The 18,510-nt window shown below is 48.1% G+C and carries 12 protein-coding genes and 1 pseudogene; 12 read left to right on the top strand and 1 reads right to left on the bottom strand.

What is annotated here, in order from left to right:
* Window positions 1-13: 13 nt before the first annotated feature.
* The 3 genes from groL to M0415_RS14290 all read left to right on the top strand — a co-directional run bounded on the left by groL (window position 14) and on the right by M0415_RS14290 (window position 6,677).
* On the top strand, window positions 14-1,651 hold the full coding sequence (gene groL / locus M0415_RS14300) for a chaperonin GroEL (RefSeq protein WP_089066912.1): 1,638 nt from the start codon (window positions 14-16) through the stop codon (window positions 1,649-1,651).
* A gap of 785 nt (window positions 1,652-2,436) precedes the next feature.
* Window positions 2,437-3,033 (top strand): hypothetical protein, encoded by a 597-nt coding sequence (locus tag M0415_RS14295; RefSeq protein WP_249556258.1) that lies wholly within the window; start codon window positions 2,437-2,439, stop codon window positions 3,031-3,033.
* Entirely contained in the window at window positions 3,030-6,677 is a 3,648-nt protein-coding gene (locus M0415_RS14290; RefSeq protein ID WP_249556257.1) for a cadherin-like domain-containing protein, read from the top strand. Before M0415_RS14295 ends, M0415_RS14290 begins: the two co-directional genes overlap by 4 nt.
* A 162-nt stretch (window positions 6,678-6,839) precedes the next feature.
* Here the strand turns inward: M0415_RS14290 and M0415_RS14285 are convergent, their stop codons facing one another.
* Window positions 6,840-7,685: a LysR family transcriptional regulator gene (locus M0415_RS14285; RefSeq protein ID WP_249556256.1), complete on the bottom strand. Its 846-nt coding sequence runs from the start codon at window positions 7,683-7,685 to the stop codon at window positions 6,840-6,842.
* Window positions 7,686-7,837: 152 nt separating this feature from the next.
* Between M0415_RS14285 and M0415_RS14280 the strand changes: the two are divergent.
* From M0415_RS14280 to M0415_RS14240, 9 genes and pseudogenes are all read left to right on the top strand, one after another.
* Window positions 7,838-9,356 (top strand): annotated as a pseudogene (locus M0415_RS14280) (arylsulfatase).
* A gap of 68 nt (window positions 9,357-9,424) precedes the next feature.
* The gene (locus tag M0415_RS14275) at window positions 9,425-10,732 is read left to right on the top strand and encodes an anaerobic sulfatase maturase (protein ID WP_249556255.1); all 1,308 of its coding nucleotides are present in this window, start codon (window positions 9,425-9,427) and stop codon (window positions 10,730-10,732) included.
* On the top strand, window positions 10,716-11,717 hold the full coding sequence (locus M0415_RS14270; RefSeq protein ID WP_089066920.1) for an AAA family ATPase: 1,002 nt from the start codon (window positions 10,716-10,718) through the stop codon (window positions 11,715-11,717). Before M0415_RS14275 ends, M0415_RS14270 begins: the two co-directional genes overlap by 17 nt.
* Before the next feature lie 5 nt (window positions 11,718-11,722).
* The gene (locus tag M0415_RS14265) at window positions 11,723-12,718 is read left to right on the top strand and encodes a DUF58 domain-containing protein (RefSeq protein WP_249556254.1); all 996 of its coding nucleotides are present in this window, start codon (window positions 11,723-11,725) and stop codon (window positions 12,716-12,718) included.
* Window positions 12,715-13,233 carry a DUF4381 domain-containing protein gene (locus M0415_RS14260; protein WP_249556253.1) on the top strand — a complete coding sequence of 173 codons (519 nt, stop codon included), beginning with the start codon at window positions 12,715-12,717 and terminating at the stop codon, window positions 13,231-13,233. Before M0415_RS14265 ends, M0415_RS14260 begins: the two co-directional genes overlap by 4 nt.
* Window positions 13,220-14,227 (top strand): VWA domain-containing protein, encoded by a 1,008-nt coding sequence (locus M0415_RS14255; RefSeq protein ID WP_249556252.1) that lies wholly within the window; start codon window positions 13,220-13,222, stop codon window positions 14,225-14,227. Before M0415_RS14260 ends, M0415_RS14255 begins: the two co-directional genes overlap by 14 nt.
* Complete coding sequence (locus tag M0415_RS14250; RefSeq protein WP_249556251.1) at window positions 14,220-15,941, top strand: vWA domain-containing protein; 1,722 nt, start codon at window positions 14,220-14,222, stop codon at window positions 15,939-15,941. Before M0415_RS14255 ends, M0415_RS14250 begins: the two co-directional genes overlap by 8 nt.
* The gene (locus M0415_RS14245) at window positions 15,938-17,368 is read left to right on the top strand and encodes a hypothetical protein (protein WP_249556250.1); all 1,431 of its coding nucleotides are present in this window, start codon (window positions 15,938-15,940) and stop codon (window positions 17,366-17,368) included. Before M0415_RS14250 ends, M0415_RS14245 begins: the two co-directional genes overlap by 4 nt.
* Window positions 17,369-17,402: 34 nt before the next feature.
* On the top strand, window positions 17,403-18,386 hold the full coding sequence (locus tag M0415_RS14240) for an HAD family hydrolase (protein ID WP_249556249.1): 984 nt from the start codon (window positions 17,403-17,405) through the stop codon (window positions 18,384-18,386).
* Window positions 18,387-18,510: the final 124 nt, after the last annotated feature.

Below are 18,510 nucleotides of genomic sequence, written 5' to 3'. Positions count from 1 at the left end.
AAGGATACTCAATATGGCAGCTAAAGAAGTTGTATTTGGTAATGACGCACGCGTAAAAATGCTGGCTGGTGTAAACATTCTGGCTAACGCAGTGAAAGTGACCTTAGGCCCTAAAGGCCGTAACGTGGTATTAGACAAGAGCTTTGGCTCACCACTGATCACTAAAGACGGTGTGTCTGTTGCAAAAGAAATCGAATTAGAAGACAAATTCGAAAACATGGGCGCGCAAATGGTGAAAGAAGTTGCTTCTAAAGCCAACGACGCCGCTGGTGACGGTACCACAACTGCAACCGTTCTGGCACAAGCCATTGTGACTGAAGGCTTAAAAGCCGTTGCAGCGGGTATGAACCCAATGGACTTAAAGCGCGGTATCGATAAAGCCGTTGCTGCAGCCGTTATCGAGCTGAAAAACCTTTCTCAAGATTGTGCCGACTCAAAAGCTATCGCTCAAGTAGGTACTATCTCTGCTAACTCTGACGAGTCAATCGGCCAAATCATTGCGACTGCAATGGAAAAAGTCGGTAAAGAAGGCGTGATCACCGTTGAAGAAGGTCAAGCACTGGAAAACGAACTGGACGTAGTAGAAGGTATGCAGTTCGACCGTGGCTACCTGTCTCCATACTTCATCAACAAACCAGAAACGGGCAGCGTTGAATTAGATCACCCATTCGTACTGTTAGTAGACAAGAAAATCTCTAACATTCGCGAACTGTTGCCAATCCTTGAAGGTCTGGCAAAAACCGGCAAGCCATTACTGATCGTTGCCGAAGACGTTGAAGGCGAAGCCTTAGCAACGCTAGTTGTGAACAACATGCGCGGTATCGTAAAAGTGGCTGCGGTTAAAGCCCCAGGCTTTGGTGACCGTCGTAAGGCAATGCTGCAAGACGTAGCGATTTTAACTGGCGGAACTGTAATCGCTGAAGAAATCGGTTTAGAGCTTGAAAAAGCAACCTTAGAAGATTTAGGTACTGCTAAGCGTGTTGTGATCACTAAAGACAACACCACCATCATCGATGGCAACGGCGAACAAGCGCAAATCGAAGCGCGCGTAAGCCAAATCAAGCAACAAATCGAAGAATCAACTTCAGACTACGACAAAGAAAAACTGCAAGAGCGTATGGCTAAATTAGCTGGCGGTGTTGCGGTAATCAAAGTCGGTGCAGCGACCGAAGTTGAAATGAAAGAGAAAAAAGCTCGCGTAGAAGACGCGCTGCACGCAACTCGTGCTGCGGTTGAAGAAGGCGTGGTACCAGGCGGTGGTGTTGCTCTGGTACGTGTAGCTTCTAAGATTGCTGACGTTGAAGTGGCTAACGAAGACCAAAAACACGGTGTTGTTATCGCTCTGCGTGCAATGGAAGCGCCACTGCGTCAAATCGCAACCAACGCAGGCGAAGAAGCCTCTGTTGTGGCGAACAACGTGAAACACGGCAGCGGTAACTACGGTTACAACGCGGGCAACGACACCTACGGTGACATGTTAGAAATGGGTATCCTTGACCCAACTAAAGTGACCCGTAGCGCACTGCAATTCGCAGCGTCTATCGCAGGCCTGATGATCACCACCGAAGCAATGGTCGCTGAACTGCCAAAGGCTGATGCGCCAGATATGGGCGGAATGGGTGGTATGGGTGGAATGGGCGGCATGATGTGATCCTAGCTGGTTAAAATCGTTTATAGCTGCGTTACTTTGTTACTCGTGTAGAAAAACACTACACGTCGCAACAAAAAGCCTTGCTCTAAAACGATTTTTCCTGCGCTAGATTAGTAAAACATCAGCGGTCTTTAGCTTAATCGCTTAAAACCCAAATAGTTATAAAAGAAAATGAAAACCCCGATACTGGCAACAGTATCGGGGTTTTGTTTTTGGCGCTGACAGCGTCAGAGTGCCTGATAATTTCTTTTTGTATTTGTGTTGCTAATAACGTGCAGCATCGCTGCTAAGTTCAATATTTCCTAATTGCCTGCCGCAGGCTTTTGCACTGTTACACCAGTTACTCGCTGTACTGATGTTTAAACAAGAGTCTCCGTGTAGGCTCAACTAAAACATCCATGTTTTAGAAGGTCACTGGTGCAACAATGCGATATCTGGTGCAACGGTTTAGATTAGTTTTTGCATCCGAAGCGGGGAGAAGAGTTAAATCAAAGTCGTGGGGCTTCACCCCTGATTATTTATCAAGAGTCGACCAAGGAGGACTGCTCGCCCTATCCTTCTTGCCTATTGTTTTCACATTAGCCAAGACGCAACTAGCGAAGTTACATGCAGGGCTTAGTGCTTATTCGAAAAGAGCTATATTTAGTTATCAAAAATTAATGGCGATCAAATTCTATAAATGCAAACAGCTTTAAATTTTTATGAATATGCTAAAAAACATACAAAAGTTTTTTATTTTTTGTTAGCATTGAGTGTAGATTTTTAGGACGAGTAAGTATTCACGGATGATACGAAAGATTACCCTTCTTTTGGTTATGGTGCTGTCTGTATTTTGTGGTGCAGTGCAAGCAAAAGCCATCTATAGATTTAACTCATCTTTGGATATTCAGCGTCAATACACGATTCAGATTATTCGTGAACTCAGTGAGAGTGAAATCGAAGTCATTGTATTTGATTCCAATTTGCAGCTTTTGTCACATAAGATTGTGACTGGAAATATGCCCGCAAATCTTTGTGCAGACAAGATTCTCACTGAAGACGTGGCACGTTTTGGTCATGCTTATAAGTATTGGTTTAGCGAGCAGTTGCAGTACTGTGAAATTGACCCGAAAGCATTCCCCTATTCATATAATGCTGTCATTTCTGAACAAGATATTGAACCCAGCATTATTGTTTTACATACTCCAAATGATATTGCCGCAGATCTTGAATTACCTGAGGGACAACTCATTCAGTATATTTTTCAGCTAATACCTATAGCTGAATTTTCGTCTTTATACCCTGCAATTTCAACACGGTTAATGAAGAACGGAACACTCGTTGTGAAAGAGGGTAAATACACCTTCCAACTATTATTACTTTCTAAAGGAGATATGAAGTGATACAGGAAAATAAACTAAGCAAGGTCGCAATCTGTGTAGGATTCGCTTTAACATCCAGTTCTGCTATGGCTGCAAACAGCTGGTTATCACGTGTAAACACTGTTACTGAACAGCAAGAAAAATCCATTGTTTCTGCTAATCATATGCAAGCTGTTTCAGCAATGAGTTCTGATTCATCGAATGCTGTTTTCGATATTACTGTATCTTTGCACAATAATCCCAAAGGTAATGAGCAGAAGGCTTACGAAGAGATTTTAGGTTATTTTGCAGATGGGGTATGTGAGCAATCCAATGGTGAGCATAAGCTCGGAAAAATAAGTATCTTCAGAGAAAATAAGCATAGATCTAAGTCGGATATTATTTGGGGCGATCGTGAATGGCCGCGTGCCAATACAGCGGGTTTTGGCGCCAATGGTATGCATATTTGGTTTGGTGATGTGTTCCCTAATGGGGCGGGACAAGGTAAAGACCACAACATGCTCACCGATCCCCTCGGAGCTGGCTATACCTTAGCGCATGAGTGGGGACACTATGCCTACGGTGTATATGATGAATATAAAGGTAATGCTGTTTCTGGGGCGGCAAATGCAACGCTCAGCACAGATATTGCCACTGATTCCATTATGAGTAATCAATGGCAAGCGAGAAACGGTGATATGAAATGGTTGAATCATTCGACCGCCAACAATATTGGTGATGTTAACCGTACCGCACAGGGGCGAGTCTATGGAAAGAGCGCTTGGGAAGTACTCACTCAGGATGTGAAAGATGACCCTAAATCTGGTCGAAAAACAGCCCAGCCCACTCGCACTCGATACACCACGTTAGCGAATAATGCACCCGATGCTAGCAACCCAGTCAAAACTGAGTTACCTGCAGCTCAGTCTAGCTGCCGTGATCAGCTGAAGTTTGTGTGGGTGGAAGGTGATATCGATATGCAGATCGTGATGGACAGATCGGGTAGCATGTATGGTTCGCCGATTAATAACGCAATTCAAGCGGCGAAAACACTTGTAGATGCTACCGCAGAAGGCAGTACTGCGATGGGATTGGTGTCCTTCTCCAGTCGCTCAAGCGTGAAGCAAGATTTTGCTGTGCAACAAATTCCTAAGCCGGATACTGGTATTAAACAAGCTCTGAAAGCCGCAATTGATAATATCTATGCCAGCGGTTCAACTGCACTATTCGATGGTAGCTCCCTTGCTCTTGATAATTTAATGACTTACCAAACCGCTGCTGCTAGTGGTGCTCCCGGTGTTGTTTTCGTACTCGCTGATGGTGACGACAATGACTCCATCAAAACAGAAGCTTCAGTCATCACTGCCTATCAAAATGCGAATGTGCCTATCTTTAGTTTTGGTTATGGTTCAGCTTCGCCTACAGGTCCTTTAGTGACTATGGCGAATGCAACGGGTGGGAAATACTTTTCTTCACCTACGACACTTGCGGAAATTATCGATGCGTTTTTACAAGCAAATGCCATCGCCACTGATAATCAAAACTTAGTGTCATCAACGGTTAATGTGGCAAATAATGCGAGCGCTACTCAGGGGATTCATATCGATTCTGGTTTAGATAATGTGAACATTTTCGTAAACCATAAAGGTAATGCCTCAGACCTACAACTCATGCTAAAAGACGCCTCAGGCAATCATGTAGCTGGAGTGTCGTTTGAGTGCGTGACGGTATCAGGCGGACAGTCTTGTAATGTCAATGTGCCTAATAGCGTTATTGCTTCGCTCGGTCATGGTGAATGGCAACTTGAGTTGAGCAATACAAATGTCAATCGTTCACTGGACGCGACAGTCAATGTGAGTGCAGAACCTAGTCTTGCGGGGAGTTATACCGTATCAGTTGAAGGTTTTGCAGGTAATGCAGTTACTTATCCAAGTCCGATGATTTTAACGACGGCGCTAACCAAGGATAAACTGATCACTGGTGCTAACGTTCTGGCGACCATCAAGGATCCGATGGGCAACACGACAAATCTGGAAATGTTTGATAATGGGCAAGGAGGTGATGCGGTCGCTGGTGACGGTATTTACTCAGCAGTTGCGCCATACAATCAGAATGGTATTTACCAAGTCGAAGTGAATGTTGACAACAAGGATAGCAAGGCGAGATATACCGCCACAGGCTTATTTACACCAACATTGGACGGCTCAGAGCCAGTCCAAGAAGCGCTACCAACCATCACAGAGAACTTTGTACGTATTGCGAAAACTTCATTAGTTGTTAGCGACGTGCCCTATTATGACAGTGATGACAGTCATCATACTGCAATAAAACTCGAGACGACGAATGCTGGCATCAATGGAGTGATTGACCGTGCTGGTGACCTTGATTTCTATGTCTTAGAAAACATCGATATGAGTAAAGATCTCGTGGTGCGAGTGACTGATGCTAGCTTAGGTATGAAGCCTAAGTTAACTGTGTACAAATCAGACGCGTCTACGGCAATAGTGGATAATGTCACCCTAGCAACAAATCCATCCGCGACAAATTATGTGTTCTCAAAGTTAGCTAAGTCTGAATTGGAATCGACTCTATATGTTGTTGTTAGCCATGAAGATGACACTGCGGCTACGGGGGGATATCAAGTCAGTGCGGGTGAACCGTTAAACACTGACGTTCCGCCAAATAATGCGCCAGTGGCTAATTCAGATACAGTGACTATTTGGTCTGGCCAAAAAGTGACTATTTCACCATTGGCCAATGATACCGATGCTGATGGCGATACTGTTGTTATCGAGAGCGTGACGACGGGAGCAACTAAGGGAGCTGTTGCGATTTCAGGTAATGTTATCAACTATGACTCAGGTAGTGCTTTTGCAAATGAAACACCCGGTTCAACTGTATTAGACAGTTTTGGCTATATCATTACCGACAATAAAGGTGGCTTTGCAGAATCAACCGTTGATATCACCATCAAAATTAATACACCACCCACAGCGATGGCTGATGCTGTCAGTGTGAATGAGAATGCAACTGTTACCATCTCCCCATTAACCAATGATACTGATGCTGACGGTCATACTTTTACCCTCACAGCTAAACAAGCTAGTTTGAAAGGTAAACTGACAGATAATGGCGATGGTACGTTTGTCTATGATCCTAATGGTCAGTTTAACGGCTTGGCAAAAGGTGAAACAGCCAACGAAGTATTTAGTTACACCATCACCGATGAAATTGGTGCAACAAGCACGACGGAAGTGACCATTAGTGTTGTGGGTATTAATGAAGCACCTGTTGCTGTTGCTGACACAGCAGTAACGACTAAGTCAGGGAACATACAAATTGCCTTACTTGCAAATGACACTGATGCTGATGGGGATACGCTTACTATCACAGCAATCAATGTTGGCGCGTTAAAGGGTAAAGTTACCAATAACAATGATGGCACAGTGACTTACAGCCCTAATGGACAGTTTAGTCACTTATATCAGGGGCAATCCGCAACCGAGACTTTTACTTACACTATCTCGGATGGGGATGCAGAAATGACAGCCTCTGTAACGGTAACGATTAATGGCGAAGGCCAAGCGCTTGTTGAACCTGAAAAAGAAGGTTCATCAGGTGGTAGCTTGTCGTGGTTTGCATTACTACTCGCCCCATTCGCATTCATGCGTCGTCGTGTTAAATAACACGTATTAGTATGCCGCCAAAAGCAAGCTTAACCGCTTGCTTTTTTATTGCTTGAAATTTGATTTTGGGGTTCGGGCTTCTGTTTCAATATAAAGGTCAGTCAGAAGGTGTCTGAGGCGTAATCGAAATTTTGGTACCTATGATTAACAGTCATTTATTCACTATTGCTGATATAAAGCCTTTATCTTGGCTTTTATTTCTTCTCTAATTTTTTTATGTAGGGGATTTTTAATTTGTCGTTTGTGATACACCAAATGATAGGGAATTAAATCGGTATTAATGGGGCAAGTTAATACTTGCAGATTTAATTTCGCCGCCCATTGCTCGGCAAAGGAACGGGCGATAACGGCAATTGAATTACTCTGAGAAATATTCAAGGCAATGCTGGCAATCGAATGACAGATTAATGCCATTTTGCGTTCTTCAATGGGTTCGTTGGCAAAGAGTTCGAAGCCGCGGATCTTTTCCCACGTGCCGCTGTAAAACACATGCTCTTCACGATAAAAGGCGTCTTTGGTGATGCTTTGCTGAATCCGTGGATGGTCTTTTCGGCAAATCACCACTAAGGGCTCTAAGAGAATTTCCTCCACCATAAATGCACTGTCTCGGGTCAACATACTATCGACAATAATGTCGGTTTTCTCTTGGCGTAGGTGTTCAAATAGCTGGTTTTTCTCCGGAGGAGATTCTTGCAAGTTAATGTTATCAATGGGAAACAAGGTGTTGATCAGTGACTCATTACAGTAAACATTAAACTGCTTTCGCATATTCATCGCATTTTCGATAATACTGACAGCTTGACGAAATGCGGGGATAAGTTGCTGCCCTTTGCTGGAGAGTTCTATGCCTCGCCCTTGCTTGATAAAGAGATTTTCACCGTAGAGTTTTTCTAGTCGCTTAATGGCCGCGCTAATCGCGGGTTGGGTCAACTGCATACGTTCGGCAGCCTTGGTATAGGACTGGCACTCGGCCACCACTAAAAAGGTTCGTATTAAGTTTAAATCCATAAATTTAAAACCATAATCTTCAATACATAAATTTGATTTATGTATCTTAAAACATTTTGATGATTGTTTCTTATACATTTTGCGCCTAATCTGGATGGGATGTTTATTTTTTGTGAGATGAAATAACCACCCACCGTAAAAATGGAGTCTTTATGAGTACAGGAAAACAAAGGCGCTCAAATAAGTTTGTGCTAAATGCCTGCACATTGGCTTTGGGCGCCGCGTCAGTGACAGCCTATGCTGCAGATAAACCAAATATTCTAGTTATTTTTGGTGATGATGTGGGTTACTGGAACTTAAGTACCTACAACAATGGAATGTTGGCATATAGCACGCCCAATATTGACAGTATTGCCGCAGAAGGAACTAAGTTTACTAACTTCTATGCCCAGCAGAGTTCTACCGCGGGTCGTAGTGCCTTTATTACAGGCCAAATGCCTAAGCGTACAGGTCTCTCTAAAGTCGGTATGCCAGGCGCTCCCGAAGGAATTAGCGAAAAAGATCCCACAATTGCCCACTATGCTAAAAAATTTAGGTTATGCCACGGGCCAATTTGGTAAAAACCACTTAGGCGATCGCGACGAGCATTTGCCGACTAACCATGGTTTCGACGAATTCTTTGGTAACTTGTACCACCTCAATGCCGAAGAAGAGCCCGAAAACGTCGATTATCCTAAAGATCCTGCCTTCCGTAAGAAGTTTGGCCCGCGCGGCGTCATTCACTCCTATGCCGATGGCAAAATCGAAGATACAGGTCCACTAACCCGTAAGCGTATGGAAACCGTCGATGGCGAGTTCCTCGATGCGGCCGAAACCTTTATCGAGAAGCAAGTTAAGGCGGATAAACCCTTCTTCACTTGGTTTAACACCACGCGTATGCACAACTATACCCACGTGCCTGACTCCTATGCCGGTAAAACCGGTGCCGGATTCTATGCCGATGGTATGAAGCAGCACGACGATGAGGTGGGTAAGTTACTGAAGAAGATCAAAGATCTGGGTATTGATGATAACACTATCATCATCTACACCTCGGATAACGGTCCAATGGTCGACATGTGGCCTGATGCGGGTATGACGCCCTTCCGCAGTGAGAAAAACACTGGCTGGGAAGGTGCATTCCGTGTGCCTGGCATGATCAAATGGCCTGGACACATTAAGCCTGGAACTACTAAAAACGGTATGGTCTCTTTGGAAGACTTTTTCCCAACCTTAGTCGCCGCAGCAGGCGGTGAAGGCGTTGAGAAAGAATTACTCAAGAGTAAAAAGGTCGGTAAACAAACCTACAAAGTGCACCTCGATGGTTACAACCAACTGCCTTACTTCACCGATAAAACCCAAGAGTCGGCTCGTAAAGAGTTCGTCTACTGGAGTGACGACGGTGACTTATTGGCATTGCGTTACAACCAATTCAAGTTCCACTTCATGATCCAAGAGCATGAAACGGGCTTTGCGGTTTGGCAATATCCATTCACTAAGCTGCGTGTACCTTTGATTTTCGACCTCAGTGTCGATCCATTCGAGAAGGGTGACAAAGGTATGGGCTACAACACTTGGATGTACGAACGTGCATTCTTGTTAGGCCCCGCCATGGCTAAGGTTGCTGAAGTGATGGAAAGCTTTAAAGAGTTCCCACCGCGGATGGAAGCTGGTACGTTTGTTCCTAGATAAACAAGCTGTTTTTTAAATAGAAATTGGCTGACGTTCATGTGAACGTCAGCCAATACAAGGAAGTCTGCATGACGAAAACTTCAATGCGAGCATCAACGATACTCGATGTTGTACCGTTAAAATCAGCTGCAAAAGCACTTGGAGAGCATCCCGATTACCAACGTCGTTTTCACGTGATGGCTAAACCCGGTGGGGCGAAATGTAACATCGATTGCCAATATTGTTTTTATCTGCACAAAGAAGGCTTATTGCATCAGCCTAAGCAACCAGAGATGGATGATGCGACCCTCGAAGCCTTTATTAAAGGTTATATCGAAAGCCAAGATGGCGACGAAATCGTATTCTCATGGCAGGGTGGCGAGCCGACCCTGTTAGGCGTGGACTACTATCGCAAGGTAGTTCAGCTACAGAAAAAATATCAGCCCGTGGGCGTTAAAATTGAAAACGATCTGCAAACCAACGGCATCCTATTAAACGATGAGTGGTGCCAGTTTCTTGCCGAACATAATTTCCTCGTGGGTTTATCCATCGACGGTCCCGAAGAACTCCATAACAAATATCGTGTGACCCGCAGCGGCAAGCCAACCTTTCATTTAGTGATGGCTGCGGTCGAAAAACTCAAACAATACAAGGTGCGTTTTAATGCTTTAGTGACGGTTAACCGCCACAACGTTAAGTACCCGCTCGAAGTTTATCGCTTTGTCACCAAAGAGTTGGGCGCGACCTATATCCAGTTCAATCCTGTGGTTGAACCCAGCGATTTTAAAACCACGGCACCACAGTTTTGGAACAGCAGCATGGTACCCACAGTCGGCAGCGAGCTGGCAAAGCCTGGGCATCCTATGTCGGTGGTGACGGATTGGTCAGTCGATGCCGATGACTGGGGCAAGTTCCTTATCGTCACCTTTGAAGAGTGGATCAACAACGATCTTGGCCGAGTACTGGTTAACCTGTTTGAGACGGCGGTCGCCCAAGTGATGGGCAAACCGGCGCAGCTTTGTATTACCGCTGAGTTTTGCGGTAAGGGCTTAGCCATTGAGCATAATGGCGATGTCTTTAGCTGTGACCATTATGTTTACCCCGAATATAAGATTGCCAATGTGCGAGAGCGTCCCTTAAATGAAATGGCGTTCTCAACCCGGCAATTAACCTTTGGTATGGCGAAGCGCGATTCGTTACCCCAATACTGTAAAGACTGTCCTTATCTCAAACTCTGTTGGGGTGAATGCCCTAAAAATCGCCTGTTGAAAACCCCAGATGGGGAGGAAGGGCTCAATTATCTGTGTCCAGGGATTAAAGCATTTTTCGATTATTCGTTGCCAATTCTGACGGGATTGGCCGTATTGCTAGGACAACCACATGGAACCAATGGCTAACACACAAACGCGTGCCCACGGGGATATTCTCGCCTTAATTGAACAGGTTGAATCTCAAGTCGTAGGGCAACGCACAGTGATCCGCAGTCTGATTTTGGGCTTACTGTGTAGCGGCCATGTGCTGCTCGAAGGTTTGCCCGGAACGGCAAAAACCCGCTCGGTTAAGGCCTTGGCCAATGCCTTGGCGATTTCCTTTGGCCGGATCCAGTTTACACCGGATCTCTTGCCCTCCGATGTGACGGGCACTGAGGTGCTTCACGAGGCTGAGGGTAAATCGACACTCAGGTTTCAGCCGGGGCCAGTGTTTAATCAAATCGTGCTGGCCGATGAAATTAACCGTGCCCCGGCCAAGGTGCAGGCGGCGCTGTTAGAGGCGATGGCCGAAGGCACCATTACCGTGGCGGGGCAAACCCATGTGCTGCCCGAACTCTTTATGGTGCTGGCGACACAAAACCCCATAGAGCAGGAAGGCACCTATCCGCTGCCCGAAGCGCAGATGGACCGTTTTCTGATCAAAGCTTCGGTGGAATACCCTACAAAAGAAGCCGAGCGTGACATAGTGCGCCTAGTTCGTAGTGAGGAAAACGGCGTATTTAGCGCCGAAAAACCGCAAACCATCACCATAGATCCCGCCAGTATTCTCAAGGCGCGGCAGCAAATTGCGGCCGTGACGCTATCGGATATGGTGGAGAACTACATTATCGATTTAGTGATGGCGACGCGCCAGCCTGAGCAATATCCCCAGTCTAAGTTAGCCAGCTGGCTGATGATTGGTGCCAGCCCACGGGCATCCATTGCGCTGGACAAATGTGCCCGCGCCTTGGCTTGGCTAAATGGTCGTGACCATGTGCTGGTGGACGATGTGCGTGAGGTGGCGATTTTAGTGTTGGGCCATAGGTTGAGCCTCTCCTATGAGGCATTAGCAGATGGAGTCAATCAGCGCGATCTGGTGCATGAACTGCTCGATGTGGTCAGTATTGGATAACGGCTATGGCGCTCGCATCTCTGGCCGCATCCTCTCGAACTCAGTCGTCCATGTCTGCTACCGCTAAGCAACAGGACTCGCGTATTTATGCCAGTTTGCCGCAACTGGTGCGATTGCAAGGACAGACGACGCAAATCAAAATGCTTAGCCTGCGTTACTCTCGGGCGCACCTTTCTGGCCGTTATCAATCGCATCAACGGGGGCGTGGGCTGAACTTTGAAGAGCTGCGTCACTACCAACTGGGTGATGATATTCGCCAAATGGATTGGAAGGTCACCCAGCGCACGGGTAAGCCCCATGTGCGCAGTTACACCGAAGAGAAAGATCGCCAAGTAATCCTCTGCGTTGACCAACGTAGCTCCATGTATTTTGGCTCGGTGAGCCATATGAAATCCGTCGTGGCCGCCGAGATTGCCGCCTTAATGGGCTGGCTGGCGCTGGCCAATAACGACAGGGTTGGGCTGTTGATATCCGCGACTCAGCAGCTGCATTGGTGCTCGGCAAAGCGTGGTACTGCGCATTTTTTAATGGGATTAGATAGGCTTATCCAAGCCAATCATTCCTTGAGCGCGGCGAGCCGAGATAGCAAACGGGTAAGTTTCGCCCAGTGGATGCAAATCTTAAGTCAGCGCAGCCTCAAAGCCGCAACGCTAGTGATTGTCAGCGACTTTGCCGATGCCGATAACCAATCCCTCAAACAGTTAAAGTACCTGCAGCAGCATAATGATGTGCTGTGTATTTTTATCTCAGATCCGATGGAAACCCATGTGCCCGAAGACAGTGTTAGCAGCACTTGGGTGGTGGGTGATGGCCAATATCAGTTGGCATTACAGAAGGGGCAACAAACGGCCGAGGTGAATAAGGCGCTGCAAAAACAATATCTTGAAAAACAGACCCAACTCAAAAATCTGATGGCAATGCAGCGTATGCCCTTTATTGAAATCGGCACACAAGGCGATCATCTGCTGCAACTGGCTCGTACCCTGAGTGATATCCAATGACGGCAATCTTATTGCTTGGTGCAACTCAGTCTCCTCCCAGCAGCTACATGCTGAGGGAGTTAAAAGATGTGGCTCAGCCCGATCCTGTGAGCTGGTGGCCACAGACTCTGGGCTGGCAAATATTGCTGCTGGTATTGCTGCTGTATCTGGGTTATCGCCTGTATCTCAAGGGGATTTTCTGGTGGCGAAACCGTTACCGCCAAGAGGCGATAACGGCCTTGCTGAGTCTGTCGGCGGAGGATCCGCATTGGCCGACGCAGATGATGAAGATTATTAAAATCGTGATGGTCTACTTAGAGCCGAAAAACGCCTCCCTCTACGGTGCTCCCTTGCTCGAGCAGATGGGGCGTTACCATACTAAGGCTCACCTCGCGAACGACGAATCGTTTCAGCAGTGGCTAAAATGCCTTGAAGATCCTAATGCCGCTCGCCCCGATTTTAGCGCTGTGCGCCAAGGGCTAAGCCAGTGGTTAAGCAGGCATCAATTGCCGGAGGCTCGCCATGGATCAGCTTGAGTTTGCCTATCCTTGGGCGTTTATCCTGTTGCCACTGCCCGTGCTGGTGTACTGGTTTGTGCCCGCGTACCGCAGCCGCGAAGACGCGATCAAAGTGCCGTTCTTTACCGAAATCCTTCGGGCATTGAACGAAACTCCCAAAGTTGCCGCTGGCCTGCTCAGCCCGAAACATTGGCAGCGGGGCATGCTGATCCTCTCTTGGCTGTTGATTGTCACCGCATTGGCTAAGCCTAGCATCTTAGGTGAAGTGCAAACCCGCGAAGCCTTCGGGCGTGACGTCCTCATGTTGGTGGACTTGTCTGGCTCCATGGATGAGGCGGATTTTACCACCGCCGATGGCAGTACCTTAACCCGCTTAAACGCAGCGAAAAACGTCTTAAAAACATTTATCGCCAAACGCAGTGGCGACCGGTTTGGACTGATCTTGTTTGGGGATGCCGCCTTTATCCAAACGCCATTTACCGCCGATCAGCAGGTGTGGTTAAGCTTGCTAGAGGAGGCGCAAACGGGGATGGCGGGGCAGAGCACCCATCTTGGCGATGCGATTGGTCTTGGCATTAAAGTGTTCGAGCAAAATCCACAGCCATCGGAGCAGCAGGTGATGATAGTGCTGACCGATGGTAACGATACCGGCAGTTTTGTCGAACCTGTGGATGCCGCCAAGATTGCCGCCGCAAGGGGCATCAAAATTTACACTATCGCCATGGGCGATCCAACCCATGTGGGCGAGCAGCCAATGGATATGGAGGTGGTCCAAAGGGTGTCGCAGCTCACTCAGGCGCGCGCCTTTATCGCCATCGACCAAGCTGAATTGGATAAGGCGTATCAGCTGATCGATAAGCTGGAGCCGCAGCAATACAGCAGCGCCAGTTTCCGCCCGAAAATTACCCTGCATTACTACCTGATTGCCATCGTACTCGCCCTGCACTTGTTGATTTTCAGTTGGATGACGCTGCGGCAAATGTTCAGCCGCGCCGAGGTGGCCAATGAGTGATTGGCATTTAGAACTGCAAATGTTGGCGCAGTTTCATTTTATTCGGCCACTCTGGTTATTAACCCTCATTCCACTCGCCATTGTGCTGATGCTGCGTTGGCGCCGGGATGATCTGCAGCAACGGCTGGTGTTTTTCCCCAACCATTTGCGCAGTGCGCTTACACTGAATCAAGGCGGTTGGCGTAGTCAGTTACCTTTGAAAATCTTAATGTTATTGCTGTTATTGGCTGTGATTATCTGTGCGGGACCGACCTGGGAGCGCGAAGCGTCGCCCTTCGGCGAGGACGATGCCGCGCTTATGGTGTTACTCGACAGCAGTGAGAGTATGAAGCAGCAGGACGTGGCGCCGGATAGACTCAGCCGCGCTAAACATAAGATCTTGGATTTAATCGCGGCGCGAAGCGGCGGTAAGACGGGGTTGATGGTGTTTGCGGGGAGCGCCCATGTGGCTATGCCAGTCACCAGCGACGCTAAGGTGTTGCAGCCTTACCTTGAGGCGATCAGCCCTGAGGTGATGCCGTTATCGGGCAAGGCGGCGCAAACAGCATTGAGTCAGCTCGCTGAGCAATTACCCGCAAATGCAGGCAACAGTGTTTTACTGCTGACAGACGGCGTTGACCAACTCACTATCGATGCGTTTGAGCGGTATTTTACCGAGCAGTTTGAACAGCCTCCCTATCAACTGTTGATCTTAGCGATCGGCGATCCCGATATTCAATCACAGGTGCCGGTGGACTTTGACTCTTTGGCCAACTTGGCCGATAGCACGGGCGGTAGTCTGTACCGCATGACAATAGATGATGCGGATATTCAGGCACTTGAACGCAAAATTGAACGCTTTAGCATGCTCAATAATGACTCCAGCATGCCTTGGTTAGATGAGGGCTATTGGTTGCTCTGGCCCTTAGCCCTGCTCAGTTTGTTATGGTTTCGCCGGGGCTGGTTGGTGAAGTGGAGCCTAGTGTTAGCCTTAACGCTACCGAGTATGGCGCCGCAACAGGTCTATGCCGAAATCACCGTTTCTAAGGCGGCCACCGAGACCCAAGTGGCACAAATCAGCTTTGCCGAGCGGAGTTGGCAATGGTGGTTGGATCTGTGGCTAACGCCGGATCAACAAGGCGCACTCTGGTTTAATCAAGGCGAATTTACCAAGGCGGCAGCGGCTTACCATTCGGTGCTCAACAAGGGCATCGCCTACTACTATGGCGGTGAGTATAAGCTTGCCCATTCGGCCTTTATGCAGGTCCAAACCGATCTTGGCGCCTATTACGCCGCCAGCGCATTAGCGCGGCAGCGGGAATATATTGCGGCGCGTAAGCTGTTGAGGACGCTGGCGAAAAAGCAGGATATTGCACCTGAGCTAAAAGCCGGTATCGAGCATAATCTTAAGGTTATTGAGGGGCTTATCGATGAAATCAATCAAGCGAGCGCCTCCCAAGCCAACAGTATGGACGATCAGGAAACCTCCATCGAGTTGCCGGACGATCAGCCGCAGACCGCCGAAGGCGCCGATGAACAAACCTCACAGGATAAAATGCAGTCGCAAAATCTGACGGCGGAGCAGATGTTAGGCGATCCTAAATTGGCCGAAGTCTGGCTTAAGCGAGTCGAGGCCAATCCTGAACAATTTTTGCGGGCGAAGTTTCAGCTGCAAAATCTGCAACCTAAGGGCGAACAAGGTACCGATAACGCCAATGGAGGGTTGGAGCCATGAGTCATGCAATCAGTGCGCTGAGCAGCGACAAAACGCTCTTTGGCGGCAGAGTACGAGTGCCTATAAGGTCAGTCGTCAACGGTGCGAAATTGATGACCAGAAGAGTCATCGCTTTGATGTTCATCACCTTGATACTGAATGGTTTGCTGCTCGCAACCCATGCCAATGCGCAGACGGACGCTGCCCTAGCAACCGCGCCCGCCACCGCGGTCAAAGTGAAGGCCTGGTTGGGTGAAAAGCCGGATGCACATCCCGATGGGACTGAAAAGCTATGGGCGCCCACGGAGCAGATCTTGTTGCAAATTGAGGTGTCGACCAATCGTTGGTTTACCTCGGGCACTCAGATAAAGGGCATTGAAATCCCCAATGTGTTAGTGAAGCAACGCAATACCTTTGCCGTTAACTATACCGAGCAGGAAAACGGCCAAACTTGGTCGCGGCAGCGCTGGGAAATCGCTCTCTATCCACAAGCCAGCGGTGATTTTTCCGTGCCAGAAGCCACAGTGATCACTCAGGTGGCTGGCGTCAATGGCGACAAACAAGCCGTCACGCTCACAACGCCTGCAATGGGATTTCGGGTGGCTCTGCCCAGTGCTGAGCTTGGGAGTCACAAAGCCTGGTTTGCGGCATCGAATGTCAAAGTGCAGCAGGAATGGAGCCCAAATGAGACTGAGGTGCTCAAGGTGGGAGATAGCTTAGTACGCACCATTAACATTGAGGCCAATGATTCACTATCTGTGCTGCTGCCCAATCTTATGCCTGCGCAAGCTTCTCCCGATTGGAAGCTGTATCCCAGTTCTCCCGAGCTGGTGGATAAACAAAGCCGCGAGGGTTATGTGTCGAGCCGAATCGATAGCCAAACCTATGTACTGCAACATGGCGGCGATGTGAGCTGGCCCGAGTATCGGCTCTGGTGGTGGAACACCAAAACCAGCCAGTTGGAGCAGATAGTGCTAGAAGGGAAGACGATTAAGGTCAAGCATACTCTGAGTTCTTGGCTGAAGCACCACGCATGGACACTGTTAACCCTGCTGTTAAGCGCGGCGATATTGGGGTTATTGATGCGCTGGGGGAAAGCGTATTACCAAACCCATCCTATGCCTGTGTGGTTAGTGTTTTACCGTGCCCTGCGCCGAGGTGAGTGGCAAACCTGTCGAGTACTCTTGTACCGACGCTTACGTCGGCGCAAACACTTACTGACGATGACATCGGTATCGACAGAGCCAGATTGGCAAGCTGCGGCTTTGAGGCTACAAACCCATTCGACTCGTCGGGCGGATTTTATCTACCTGTGGAAGCGTATTAAGCGAGCCAGAATGGGTTTAGCCTTACCTAAGGCGCTCGTCGCATTAGAGAAACAACCCTTCCTAACCGAAAAAGTACCAGCTGGAAAAGCGTTATCAGAACCCAAAGCCTCTGAGTTATAGAGGGATATTACAGATCGTAATAAGGAGATACCCTGTGAGAATCATACGACTATACCGCAATTGGATGTTGTTACTCGTTAGTATGTTGCTGGTGGGGCAAGCTTATGCGGCCCAAAGCGACTCTTTGGCATCCTGGAACGATGGCAAGGCCAAGGCAGCCATCACGGAGTTTGTGCTGCAAGTGACGGATAAAAACTCCCCACATTTTGTGCCAGAGACCGAGCGGATCGCGACCTTCGACAACGACGGCACCCTATGGTCAGAGCAACCTATGTATTTTCAGGTGTTGTTTGCCCTCGACCGCCTCAAAACGCTGGCCCCAAGCCATCCCGAATGGCAAACCGAGGAGCCTTACGCCAGTGTGCTTAAGGGCGATGTGAGTAAGCTGCATACCGAAGATCTGATCAAGATCCTCTATGCGACTCATACGGGCATGACTACGGATGAGTTCGATGCCATTGTGAAGGACTGGATTGCCACGGCCAAGCACCCCACCACAGGGAAAAAGTACACCGAAATGGTGTTCCAACCTATGTTAGAGCTGCTGGATTACCTGCGCGCTAACGGCTTTAAGACCTTTATCGTCTCCGGCGGCGGCACTGGTTTTATGCGGGCCTGGGTGGAAGGCGTTTACCATATTCCCCCAGAGCAAGTGGTGGGCAGCACCTTTGAGACCGAGTTCAGCTTGGTTGATGGTAAGCCAACATTAAAACGCATGCCAAATTTCTTGGTGAACGACGATAAAGAAATGAAAGTGCAGGAAATATATGAACGTATAGGCCGCAGACCCATAGCAGCCTTTGGTAACTCGGATGGCGACCTAGCCATGTTGCAATGGACCGCCGCTGGTGACGGCCTACGCTTACCTATGTACATCCACCATACCGATGACAAGCGTGAGTGGAAATATGACCGTGACTCCCATATCGGTCAGTTAAACAAAGGCTTAGATGAGGCAACAGCCAAAGGCTGGCCCATGGTCGATATGAAAGCTGATTGGAAGCGTATTTATCCCTAACGCCTCACATTGGCCGATGGGCCTTTAAACTCATCGCCTGAAAAAAGTTCGCACTGAATGGGTTTATCCAATTGGGATAAACCCATTGTTATTTTTGCGCCCTAGCATCCACCTAAGGAGTATG

Origin of the sequence: Shewanella sp. 10B (assembly GCF_023475885.1) — a bacterium.
In the GTDB taxonomy this organism is placed as follows: Bacteria; Pseudomonadota; Gammaproteobacteria; order Enterobacterales; family Shewanellaceae; genus Shewanella; species Shewanella mangrovisoli.
The sequence above is the reverse complement of the archived record's forward strand: the minus strand, read 5'-3'. Positions and strand labels throughout refer to the sequence as shown.

Bases quoted from the DNA above. Each gene is read 5' to 3' on its own strand.
- M0415_RS14275 (WP_249556255.1), top strand. From the start codon at position 9,425: ATGACGAAAACTTCAATGCGAGCATCAACGATACTCGATGTTGTACCG.
- M0415_RS14245 (WP_249556250.1), top strand. From the start codon at position 15,938: ATGAGTCATGCAATCAGTGCGCTGAGCAGCGACAAAACGCTCTTTGGC.
- M0415_RS14255 (WP_249556252.1), top strand. From the start codon at position 13,220: ATGGATCAGCTTGAGTTTGCCTATCCTTGGGCGTTTATCCTGTTGCCA.
- M0415_RS14250 (WP_249556251.1), top strand. From the start codon at position 14,220: ATGAGTGATTGGCATTTAGAACTGCAAATGTTGGCGCAGTTTCATTTT.
- M0415_RS14295 (WP_249556258.1), top strand. From the start codon at position 2,437: ATGATACGAAAGATTACCCTTCTTTTGGTTATGGTGCTGTCTGTATTT.
- M0415_RS14265 (WP_249556254.1), top strand. From the start codon at position 11,723: ATGGCGCTCGCATCTCTGGCCGCATCCTCTCGAACTCAGTCGTCCATG.
- groL (WP_089066912.1), top strand. From the start codon at position 14: ATGGCAGCTAAAGAAGTTGTATTTGGTAATGACGCACGCGTAAAAATG.
- M0415_RS14260 (WP_249556253.1), top strand. From the start codon at position 12,715: ATGACGGCAATCTTATTGCTTGGTGCAACTCAGTCTCCTCCCAGCAGC.
- M0415_RS14270 (WP_089066920.1), top strand. From the start codon at position 10,716: ATGGAACCAATGGCTAACACACAAACGCGTGCCCACGGGGATATTCTC.
- M0415_RS14285 (WP_249556256.1), bottom strand. From the start codon at position 7,685: ATGGATTTAAACTTAATACGAACCTTTTTAGTGGTGGCCGAGTGCCAG.